Origin of the sequence: Micromonospora sp. CPCC 206061 (assembly GCF_036906915.1) — a bacterium.
GTDB lineage: Bacteria > Actinomycetota > Actinomycetes > Mycobacteriales > Micromonosporaceae > Phytohabitans.
Genome location: NZ_JBAKHX010000055.1, coordinates 1 through 10,603, shown reverse-complemented (window position 1 = coordinate 10,603; position 10,603 = coordinate 1). Strand labels below are relative to the sequence as shown.

General features: G+C 72.7%; 10 protein-coding genes. 6 read left to right on the top strand and 4 right to left on the bottom strand.

Annotated features, from left to right (window positions below; all coding sequences use genetic code 11):
- The first annotated feature begins 33 nt into the window (after positions 1 to 33).
- Positions 34 to 1,785: a sulfatase-like hydrolase/transferase gene (locus V6V89_RS28545; protein ID WP_334622558.1), complete on the top strand. Its 1,752-nt coding sequence runs from the start codon at positions 34 to 36 to the stop codon at positions 1,783 to 1,785.
- A 102-nt stretch (positions 1,786 to 1,887) separates the two neighbouring features.
- Here V6V89_RS28545 and V6V89_RS28540 read toward each other — a convergent pair whose 3' ends face one another.
- Complete coding sequence (locus V6V89_RS28540) at positions 1,888 to 2,538, bottom strand: hypothetical protein (RefSeq protein WP_334622557.1); 651 nt, start codon at positions 2,536 to 2,538, stop codon at positions 1,888 to 1,890.
- Positions 2,538 to 3,539: a LacI family DNA-binding transcriptional regulator gene (locus V6V89_RS28535; RefSeq protein ID WP_334622556.1), complete on the bottom strand. Its 1,002-nt coding sequence runs from the start codon at positions 3,537 to 3,539 to the stop codon at positions 2,538 to 2,540. Before V6V89_RS28535 ends, V6V89_RS28540 begins: the two co-directional genes overlap by 1 nt.
- A 90-nt stretch (positions 3,540 to 3,629) precedes the next feature.
- On the opposite strand from V6V89_RS28535, the gene V6V89_RS28530 reads away from it, so the two are divergent.
- Both V6V89_RS28530 and V6V89_RS28525 read left to right on the top strand, forming a co-directional pair.
- The gene (locus V6V89_RS28530) at positions 3,630 to 4,769 is read left to right on the top strand and encodes an MFS transporter (protein ID WP_334622555.1); all 1,140 of its coding nucleotides are present in this window, start codon (positions 3,630 to 3,632) and stop codon (positions 4,767 to 4,769) included.
- Positions 4,770 to 5,091: 322 nt separating this feature from the next.
- Positions 5,092 to 5,751, top strand: a complete 660-nt coding sequence (locus V6V89_RS28525; protein WP_334622554.1) for a slipin family protein — start codon at positions 5,092 to 5,094, stop codon at positions 5,749 to 5,751.
- 223 nt (positions 5,752 to 5,974) lie between these two features.
- Here V6V89_RS28525 and V6V89_RS28520 read toward each other — a convergent pair whose 3' ends face one another.
- Positions 5,975 to 6,328 (bottom strand): DoxX family protein, encoded by a 354-nt coding sequence (locus V6V89_RS28520; protein WP_334622553.1) that lies wholly within the window; start codon positions 6,326 to 6,328, stop codon positions 5,975 to 5,977.
- A 158-nt stretch (positions 6,329 to 6,486) separates the two neighbouring features.
- Between V6V89_RS28520 and V6V89_RS28515 the strand changes: the two genes are divergently transcribed.
- Positions 6,487 to 7,278, top strand: a complete 792-nt coding sequence (locus V6V89_RS28515) for a LysR family transcriptional regulator (protein WP_334622552.1) — start codon at positions 6,487 to 6,489, stop codon at positions 7,276 to 7,278.
- Between the two features lie 354 nt (positions 7,279 to 7,632).
- Here the strand turns inward: V6V89_RS28515 and V6V89_RS28510 are convergent, their stop codons facing one another.
- Positions 7,633 to 8,520: a bifunctional 5,10-methylenetetrahydrofolate dehydrogenase/5,10-methenyltetrahydrofolate cyclohydrolase gene (locus V6V89_RS28510; RefSeq protein WP_334622551.1), complete on the bottom strand. Its 888-nt coding sequence runs from the start codon at positions 8,518 to 8,520 to the stop codon at positions 7,633 to 7,635.
- A gap of 72 nt (positions 8,521 to 8,592) precedes the next feature.
- Here V6V89_RS28510 and V6V89_RS28505 point away from each other — a divergent pair, with 72 nt between their 5' ends.
- Positions 8,593 to 8,985 (top strand): hypothetical protein, encoded by a 393-nt coding sequence (locus V6V89_RS28505; RefSeq protein ID WP_334622550.1) that lies wholly within the window; start codon positions 8,593 to 8,595, stop codon positions 8,983 to 8,985.
- A gap of 262 nt (positions 8,986 to 9,247) precedes the next feature.
- The coding region (locus V6V89_RS28500; RefSeq protein ID WP_334622549.1) for a caspase family protein at positions 9,248 to 10,603 on the top strand (1,356 nt) is incomplete at its 3' end.

The window sequence follows — 10,603 nt, the reverse complement described above, 5'->3', positions numbered from 1 at the left end:
GGGCCGCACCACGGACGGGTAGCGTGAGTCGGCATGTCGTTCTTGACGCGCCTCCGGCGCCCGGCCGCGCCCCCGGATGCGGACGGTGCCGGCCCGGATGACGGCGCCGGCCCGGATGACGGCGCCGGCCCGGATCAGGAGGGCCCGGATCAGGAGGGCCCGGATCAGGAGGGCCCGGCCGCCGCCGAGGGCGAGCGGCCGCGATGGCGCACGGTGGTCGCGTGGGTTTTGACGGTACTGTCAGCCGCCGCCGTCCTGGCCGCGCTGGTACTGCCGAACAAGCTCGACCTGCTGACCGTCCGCGAGTTCCTCTACATCCCGGTGGAGGCCCTCGCGGGCGCGGTCCTGCTGCTGCTCCTGCCGCCGAGGGGGCGCCGGATCTTCGCGCTGGTCGTCGGCCCGCTGCTCGGTGCGCTGGTGATCGTCAAGCTCCTCGACATGGGTTTCTTCTCGATCCTCGACCGCCCGTTCGACCTGGTGCTCGACTGGGTGCTCTTCGACGACGCGCTGACGGTGCTGAAGGGCTCGGTCGGCGAGGGCGGCGTGGTCGCCACCGTGGTCGGGGCGATCCTGCTGGCGATCGCGGTGCTCGTGCTCGCCACACTCTCGGTGATCCGGCTGACCAGTGTCGTGCCGCGCAGTCGGGGCGCGGTGGCGTGGATCGCCTGCGCGATCCTCGGCGCGCTGCTGGTCACCAACGCGCCGATCGCCACGCAGCGCAGCGCGATCCTCGTGTACGAGCGGGCCGGGATGGTGCGCGACGGCCTGCGCGATCGGCAGCTGTTCGCTGAGGAGGCGAAGGTCGACGCGTTCCGCGACACGCCCGATGACCAGTTGCTGACCGCGCTGCGCGGCAAGGACGTGGTGCTGGCGTTCGTGGAAAGCTACGGTCGGGACGCGGTCGAAGACCCGGAGTTCTCCGGGCAGGTCGGTGCGGTGCTCGACACGGGGTACGGGCGGCTGCGCACCGCCGGGTACGGCGCGCGGAGCGGCTACCTCACGTCGTCGACCTCGGGCGGCGGGAGCTGGCTGGCGCACGCGACGTTCCTGTCCGGGCTGTGGGTCGACAACCAGCAGCGCTTCCGCACGGTCACGTCGAGCGACCGGCTGACACTGGTCAGTGCGTTCCGGCGCGCCGGCTGGCGCACGGTCGGTGTGATGCCGGGAATTACCCGCGCCTGGCCCGAGGGCGACTTCTACGGGTACGACCAGGTCTACGACCTGCCCAACCTCGGCTATCGGGGCCCCGGCTTCGGCTGGGCGACCATGGCCGACCAGTACACGATGGTGGCGTACGAGCGCTTCGAGCACGCCAAGACCGACCGCGGCCCGGTCTTCGCCACGATCCCGCTGGTGTCCAGCCACAGCCCGTGGGCGCCGCTGCCCCGCTTCATCGACTGGAACCAGGTCGGCGACGGGTCGATCTACCACGAGATCCGCAAGGAGGGGCTGAACGCCGAGGAGGTGTGGCGGGACCAGACCCGGGTGCGCACCGAGTACCGCCGCTCGATCGAGTACACGCTCACCGTCCTGACGTCGTACATCGAGACGTACGGCGACGACGACCTCGTCGTCATCTTCCTCGGCGACCACCAGCCGTCGCCGCTGGTCGCCGGCGACGATGCCGGCCACGACGTGCCGATCTCGATCGTGGCCCGCGACCCGGCGGTGCTGGAGCGGATCGCGGGCTGGGGCTGGCAGGACGGCCTGCGCCCCGGCCCGCAGTCGCCGGTCTGGCCGATGAGCACGTTCCGCGACCGCTTCCTGACCGCGTACGGCTCCTGAATCAGCCCCCTCCCGCCGATCAAGGACGAACGCACGTGCTTCGATCTCCGATCCACGTGCGTTCGCCCTTGGTCAACGCGATCGCCCTTGATCGGCGGCGCCTCAGCCACGCGACCGGTCGGGACGGATCAGCACCTCGGAACCGATAGGGGTGAACCCCACGGCGAGGAACGCGCGCAAGGATCGGGCGTTGCCCGGGGAGACCGCCGCGAACACCGGCTCACCCTCGGGCACCAGGGTCAGCGCGTCGGCGATCAGCGAACGCCCGCGCCCGCGGCCGCCGTCGTCTGGCCGGTGCAGTTCGAGGCTGAGCTCGGTGCGCCCGGCGAGCCCCTCGGCGAGGGTGACGAGCCCGCGACCGTCGCCGAACACCCGGACTCGCGCGCGCAACTCCATGGCGTGCCGCACCCGGGGGTGGTCGCCGGCGTCGTCGAGCGGGCGCAGCCGCGGCTCGCCGCCGGTGCCGCCACGCGTGAGGGTGGCGTCGACGACGTCGATCCATCCACGGGGACCTGCGAGCCAGCGCAGGAAGTCGGGGGCAAGGGATCCACCGAAACCGTCCGGCTGCTGGGCGTGGACGTCCCCGGCGGGCAGGGCGGTGGCGACGACCGCGTGGCCGGTGAAGGCGACCGAGCACTCCAGGCCGCCGGGCAGAGCCGGCACGACGGTGACGCCCCCGTCGGCGGGCGGGAAGCGACCCTCGGCCCCGTCGAGCAGGTAGCCCAGCAATGGATGCGGCGGGCCGGCTGCCATCAGGTGGTGCCGCGGACCAGGAGCGTCGGGGGCAGGATGGCGGGCGGGGGCACGTCTCCGGCGAGCAGCGCCTGGATCTGCTCCACGGCCAGCTCGCCGAGGCGGCGCTTGTCGATATGGACGGTGCTCAGTGGAGGGTCGAGCAGCTCGCCAAGGCTCAGGCCATCGAATCCGACGATCGCGCAGTCTTCCGGTACCCGGAGGCCTCGCTGGCGCGCCTCGCGCATGGCACCGATCGCGACCAGGTCATTGAACGCGAACGTCGCGGTCATGTCGGGGTGCGCCGCGCGCAGCGCGGCGAACGTCTCCGCCCCACCCTCCATCGACTGAGCGCCGGACGCGACCCAGTCCTCGCCGACCGGCAGCCCGTGCTCGGCGGCAGCGGCGAGGAACGTGTCCCGACGCACCAGCGGGTCACACACCGACGGGCAGTCGATCATGCCGATCCGCCGGTGGCCGCGCTCGACCAGGTGCGCCACGGCGGCGCGCACGCCGGCCGCGAGATCGACGCGCACGGTGCCGTGCGCGGACGGCTCCGGGCCGCGGTCCACGACCACGAGCGGCAGGCCTTCCGCGTACGGTGCGAGCTCCGCGTCCGTGTGGCTGAGGTACCCGGCGACGGCGTCGACCTGCCGGCCGAGCGAGCGCACGAGCGGCAACTCGCGGCGGCGGTCGCTTTCGGTGCTGGCGACCACGACCTGCCAGTCCTGCGCGTCGGCGGCCTGGATGACGCCGGCGATGAACTCGGGAAAGTACGGATTCACGACGTCGGGCACGATCAGCCCGACCGTGACGAGCCCCGGCCTGACCAGCCCGCGGGCGTACCGGCTGGGCCGGTATTGCAGCTCACGCGCGGTCTCGAGGATCCGGCGCCGCGTCTCCGGGTCGATCTCGCCCTTGTCGTTGATGGCCCGCGACACCGTCTGGTGGGACACGCCGGCGGCCCGAGCCACGTCCCGCAGGGTGGCCCGGCGAGGCGAGGTGTCCTGCCGCTTGTCCACGATGCCCCCGATCGTAATCCGATCTTGACGACGGTCTCGACGCGGGTCAGACTACCGTGAACGTTCACGTGACCGTTAACGGAGACTCTTGTGAAGCTGTTTGGCGTGGTCAGCGCCTGCGCGGCGTTCGTGCTCATCGGCGCGCTCCAGGCGCTGTACGGGCCCGCCGTGTCCGCGTTCCGCGCCGACTTCGGCATCTCCGTGCCGGTCGCGGGCCTGGCGCTGAGCGCGCACTTCGTCGGGGGCATCGCCGGGGTGCTCTGGTACGCGCGGTCGCCGCTGACCGGTACCCGGAAGCTCGCCGCCTCGCTGGTCGCGATGGCCGCGGGCGCGGCGGGCGTCGCGGTGGCACCCACCTGGCCGCTCGTGCTGGCGGCGGCGCTCGTCGCCGGCGTCGGCTTCGGCGGCATCGACTACGGGTGCAACGACATGTTCGCGCGGGCGTTCCGGCGGCGCGGGTCAGCGATGCTGAACGTACTCAACGCGCATTTCGGAATCGGCGCGATCGCTGGTCCATTGCTCGTCGGATTGCTCGGACCGCACCGGTACCCGGCGGTCTTCCTCGGCTTCGCGGCGCTGTCGTTGCTGCTCCTGCCCGGGCTGCGCGGTTCCGCGCAGGTGCCCGCCGACCCGGCCGAACCGGCGGTCACCCCCGCGCGCATCCGCCGTCGCGGCCTGCTGGCCGCGTTCATCGTGCTCTACGTGATGAACGTCGGCGTCGAGGCCGGGGTCGGCGGATGGGAGCCCACGCACCTCGAGGCCATCGGCCACAGCGCCTCGGACGCCGCGACGGCCACCTCGGTGTACTGGCTGATGATGACCCTCGGGCGGTTCCTGGTGGTGCCCCTGACCCTGCGCGTGTCCGACCGCGCCATTGTCATCGGCAGTTGCGTCGGGATCGCGGTGTGCCTGGCTCTCGCGGCCGTACCGGGGCTGGCGATCGTCGCGTACGCGGGCGTCGGCCTGTTCATCGCACCGGTCTTCCCCACCGGGCTGCCCTGGCTGCACCGCGCCGTGCCGGGCGCCAGCCGGGCCGGCGCGTACGTCTTCGCGGCCTCGATGCTGGGCGGCGTCGCGTTTCCACCGCTGCTCGGCGCCGGCATCGAGCAGGCGGGCGCCGGCTCGGTGCCGGTGCTCATCTTCGTCGTCAACGCGCTGTGCCTCGTGGCGATCTGGCGCATCGTCCGGACCGAGTCGACTCGACCCAGCACGCATACACAGCGGGTATAGCCTCTCGACACTCCCCCGATGGGCGTCCACCTCCGGAAAACCCGGTGCGTCGCGCGGGCATGATCCCGTACCGTTCGGCCTGGAGATGCCAAGCGGCGCACCGGCATCGCCGGCCCGCGTCCCGCGCGTCGGGCTCTCCAACCATTTCAGGTATGGCCGACAAGGCTGAGGTTCGATTCCTCGCAGAGCGGCTCCGCGCAATCCTGCCCTCGGGCGGCGGCGGTGCGGCCATGCGGGCTCGCGACCACGGTCGCGGACGCCCCCGCCGACCCGCCGCGGTGCGCGCGGAGCCGCTCCCCGGTCCACAATGGAGGTGAATGACATGGCGAAGACGACAATCATGGAGTGGCAGCGCGGCCTGCTGTTCACCGACGGCCGGTTCACGCGCGAGCTGCCGCCGGGCCGTCACCGGTACCGCCGGCGCCGCACCCACCTGCACGTGGTCGATGTACGCCCGCGCACCATCGTGGTGTCCGGTCAGGAGCTGCTTACCGCCGACAGTGTTACGCTGCGGGTGTCCACTGTGGCTACCTGGCGGATCAGTCAGCCGCTGGCGTTCCTCACGGGATCCGCCGACACCGGCCAGGAGCTGTACACGGCGGTGCAGCTCGCGATCCGCGACGCCGTCGCCGCGCTCACCTTCGACGAGGTGCTCGCCGACCGTGGCCGGCTCTCCACCGGCCTCGCCGAGGCGGCCGCACCGCGAGTCGCCGAGCACGGCATCGAGCTGCTCTCCGCCACCGTCAAGGACCTCATGCTCCCCGGCGAGCTGCGCCGGGCCGCGACCGAGACCCTGCTCGCCCGCGAAAGCGGCAAGGCCGATCTGGAGCGCGCCCGCGCCGAGGCGGCGGCACTGCGCACCCTCGCCAACGCCGCGCGGCTGCTCGAGGAGCACCCGGCCCTGCTGCACCTGCGCACCATCCAGGCGGCCACGACGCCGGGCGCGACGGTCGTGCTCACCCCCGACCCGTCCCACCGCTAGCCCTCGCCGGGCTCCCCCGCCGGGCTCCCCCCGCCGGCTCTGCCCGCCGATCAAGGGCAAATGCACGTGGTTTGATCTCTTTTCCGCGTGTGTTTGCCCTTGATCGATGCGATCGCCCTTGATCGAGCGGCTGGATCCGCGGAGCGGATCGTCTAGGGCGTGCGGGGACTGCTCTTTGACGCCGACGGGGTGTTTGATCATCGCGCACGCGATGCAACCCGGGTCACAGCCGCGCGACGGACAGAGCCAGGCACGCGGCGGCCAGGGCGAGGAAGCCGGCCGGGAAGGCGATTTTGGCGTACGCGCCGACCCGGACGTGCGCACCGACGGCCCCGACGAAGAACAGGACGAGTCCGGCGGCGGCCGCGATGCCGATCGGCTCCACGCCGGACAGGCCGAGCAGCAGCCCGGCGCCGCCGGCGAGCTTGAGCGCGCCCAGCATCGGCAGCCAGGACGCCGGTACGCCCACGTCGGCCGCGTTGGCGAGGACGAACCTGGCTCGGAGGAAGTCGACGACGGCGGCCCACACGTTGACCGCCATCGTCGCCACGGTCACGACGACATACGCCACAGTCACGCATGGGAGCCTGCCGAGCCGCGGAAAAGGCGTCCAATACCTGTATCGATAACCTGACGGCATGGACGTGGACACGAGGCTGCTGCGCTACTTCCTGGCCGTTGCCTAGGAGGGCAACCTGACCCGCGGCGGGGCGGCTGTTCGTGTCGGAGCCGGCGTTGACCAAGCAGGTCAAGCAGCTCGAGGCGCAGCTGGGCGTCCAGCTCTTCACGCGGTCGCGGGCCGGCATGGCGCTCACCGAGCCCGGTCAGGTCCTGGCGCGGCGGGTACCGTCGCTGCTCGCCGAGTGGGACGAGGCCTCGCGCGAGACCAAGGGCACGGCGAGCCGGATCGCGCGGGTGTTGTGCGTCGGCTTCATCGCCAGCGCGGCCAACGAGTCCACTGTAGACATCCTCGGTGTGTTCGCCCGCCGGCGGCCCGGGTGGCGGGTCGATATGCGGCAGGCGGCCTGGTCGAACCCGACGGCGGGCCTCGCCGACGGGGACGTGGACGTGGCGCTGCTCCGCCTGCCCTTTCCCGGTGAGGACGCGCTGCGGGTGGAGGTGCTGTTCACCGAGCCGCGCTGGATCGCGCTGCCCGCCGCGCACCCGCTCGCCGAGCGGGCGGAGATCCCGTTCCGGGAGCTGTGGGACGAGCCGTTCGTGGCCGCGCCCGCGGAGACCGGCGAGTGGCGCGACTACTGGCTGGCCGCCGGTGAACGCGACGGGCGCCCGATCCGCATCGGTGCGGTCACGGAGCAACCCGACGAATGGCTCGGTGCGATCGCGAGCGGGTACGGCATCGCCCTCACACCGGCGTCGGCGGCGCGCTTCTACGCCCGACCCGGCGTGACGTACCGGCCGGTCACCGACATTGACCCGACCCGCGTGGGTGTCGGGTGGGCGCCCGCGGCTGATGCCGACCCGGTCGTCCAGGATTTCGTCCGCTCCTGCCTGGACACCCATCCCTGACGCTGACGGCATCGCGGTATCAGGCGTGGGCGCGTGGGTCGAGGCCGCGGTCTCCCCGATATCGCGGCCTACGTTGGCGGGCACGGCACGGATGTGTGGCCCGGCGCGGTGCCCGCTCCCCCTCTGAGCGCCGCCGCTCAAGGAACATCGCGTCGATCAAGGGCAAAAGCACGTGGAAAAGAGATCAAACCACGTGCGTTTGCCCTTGATCGGGCGGAGAGAGCGCACGGCGGAGAGAGCGCACGGCGCGCAGCGCGAGCGCCTCTCGCCGGACGCGCGGCGCGGGAGAGCGCGGCGCGGGAGAGCGCGGCGCGGGAGAGCGCGGCGCGGGGGCAGCCGGGGGGCGGGGCGGGGCTATGGGGTCAGGCGGGTGGCGGCGTGGATAGCGTTGCGGAAGAGCATGGCCACGGTGGTGGGGCCCACGCCTCCGACCCTCGGTGTGATCGCGCCAGCAACCTCGGCGCATGCCTCGTCGACATCGGGGAGCAACCGACGCCCCGCGTACCGGACACCGGCGCCGATCACTACACTGCCCGGCCTGACATGCTCCGGCTGGATGATGCCGGGCACGCCGGCGGCGGCGACGAGGATGTCGGCGCGGCGGGTGTAGCGCGGCCAGTCCGGCACGCCGGTGTGCACGACGGTGACGGCGGCGTTGGCGGTGGGGCGCTTCTGTGACAGCAGCATCGCGAGCGGCCGGCCCAGGGTGGCCCCGCGGCCGAGGATCACGACCTCACGGCCGGCGACGGGGATCTCGTAGTGCGCCAGGAGCGCCTCGATGCCGGCGGGCGTACACGGCAGCGGGCCGGGCACGCCGACGGCGAGGCGCCCCATGTTGAGCGGGTGCATGCCGTCGACATCTTTGTCCGGGTCGATGGTCTGCAGCGCCGCGTCGTAGTCCAGGTGCCCCGGGATCGGGTACTGGACGAGGATCCCGTGCACGGCCGGGTCGGCGTTGAACCGGGCGATCACCCGGTGCAGCTCGTCCTGGGTGGTCGTGGCGGCCAGGTGCTCGTGCGGTGACGCGAACCCGAGATCGGCGGCCTGGCGCTGCTTGATCCGGATGTACCCGGCACTGGCGTCGTCGTCACCCACAAGGATGGTTGCGAGGCTCGGCGTGACGCCCCGCTCGCGCAGGCGGGCGGCCGCGGCGGCGGTCTCGGCCAGGACCGCTTCGGCAACGGGCGCGCCGGGCAGCAGCCGCGCGCCGGCCGACGTGGTGGTGTCAGCGGGCTCGATCATCGTGGTGATGGTATCTGGCGCCCTCTGACCGGCTCTACATCTCGACAGGAGTCCCACGAGAGGGGCGGGCCGATGGTGCGGCAGCTCAACCTCAACCTCGCCGAAGACGGTGCGAGCGCCGAACGGCTGGACACCCTGACCGGATACCTCCGGCAGGAGCTTCTGGAGCTGGACGTCGACGACGTACGGCGGGCAACGGGTGGCGCGGCGCCGCCGGGTACCCGCGCGGTCGACATCGTGGCCCTCGGCGGCCTGGTCGTGACGCTCGGCCGCACGGCCGCGGGCCTGAAAGACGTCGTAACCGCGGTGCGCCGTTGGCTGTCGCGCGGTGATGGGGTACGCCGCACCGTGAAGATCGAGATCGACGGCGACATGCTGGAGCTCTCCGAGGTGTCGGCGGCCGAGCAGGACCGCCTGATCACACTGTTCGTCAGCCGGCACGCTCACGACGAGGTCGACCCGTGACCGGGCTGGCCCGCCCTCTACGACAGGTCCGGCTCGGCGCGTCCGGCGCCGCGCGGCGACCCCGACCCGTCGCCGCTCGTGCGGGTCATGCGCTCTTTGAGCCTCGCTGTAACCGACCCTCCGCTCGGTCGCTCCGCGACGGCGGTTCCGGCGCTCCAAGCCGCCCCGCAGCCGCCACCAACCGGAGGGAGCGCAGCGACCGGCTGCGGGAGGCGCGCCCTCACAGCCCCCTCGACTCCAGGCCGACTGCGGGAGGCGGCGCATGACCGGCCAGCGCAAGGCGTTGATCATCGCCAACGACCAGTACGAGAACGACGGGCTCCAGCACCTGCTCTCGCCGGCCGCGGACGCCGAGGCGCTGGGACGGGTGCTCGGCGACGCCGAGGTCGGCGGGTTCGACGTGCGGGTGGTGCACAACGAGCCGGCCCACGTCATGGGCGGCCACGTCGAAGACCTGTTCTCGGAGGCCAAGCCGGATGACGTGCTCCTGGTGCACTTCTCCGGCCACGGCCTCAAGAGCGAGTCCGGCGAGCTGTACTTCGCCGCCCGCAACACCCGTCCCAACCGGCTCGGCTCGACCGCCCTGTCGGCGGACTTCGTCCAGCGCTGCATGCGCGCCAGCCGGTCGCGCAGCATCGTGCTGCTGCTCGACTGCTGCTACGGCGGGGCTTTCGGGCAAGGCGTCGCGGTCCGCGCCGCGGGCGACGTCAACGTGCTCGACAGCTTCCCGGGCGGCAGGGGCGGCGGGCGCGGGCGTGCGGTCATCAGCGCGTCCAGCGCCATGGAGTACGCCTTCGAGGGCGACCGCCTCGCCGACGAGCACGGTCGCGCCCCGTCCGTGTTCACCACCGCGCTCGTCGAAGGGCTGTCGAGCGGCGACGCCGACCGCGACGAGGACGGCTGGGTGTCGCTCAACGAGCTGTACGAGTACGTCTTCGATCGGGTCCGCGAGCGTAACCCTCACCAGACGCCCAGCCGCGACGTGGAAATGCAGGGCGAGCTCTACCTGGCGCGAAGCCGGCGGCGCCGGATCCGGCCGCAGCCCGTCCCGCCCGACCTGCGCGCGGCCATGACGGACGCGAACATGTTCAGCCGCCTGGGCGCGGTCACCGAGCTGCGCGCCCGGCTGGTCAGCGACAACCTGCCCGTCGCCATGGGCGCCTTCGAGGCGCTGCGGGAGATCGCGGGCAGCGACATCCAGTACGTGGCCGAGGCGGCCATGGCAGCCCTGCGGGAGGCGGCGATCCGGCCGGCCGAGGCCGAGCTGCACTTCGGCACCGTGACCGCCGGCACCGAGCCGGCCGCCCGGGTGCTGCCGCTGCTCGGCCCGCCCCTGGCGCGCGCCTGCACGTACCAGGTGTCGGAGAGCTGGATCACCGTCACCGAGACGGCGGCCGGCCCGTCCGTGTCGGTGCGGGCCCGCCACGCCGGTGCGCACCGGGGCACCATCACCCTCAAGGGGCTGACCGGCGAAGTGAGGGTACCGGTCGAGGTGGAGGTGCGGGCGGCGGCGCCGGTGGTAGCGGTCGTTCCGGCGCCGGCCCCACCGCCGGCCCGGCCCGAGCCGGCTTCGCGGGCGGCCACCGCCGTGCCGCCGCAGGCGATGCCGACGGCGGCC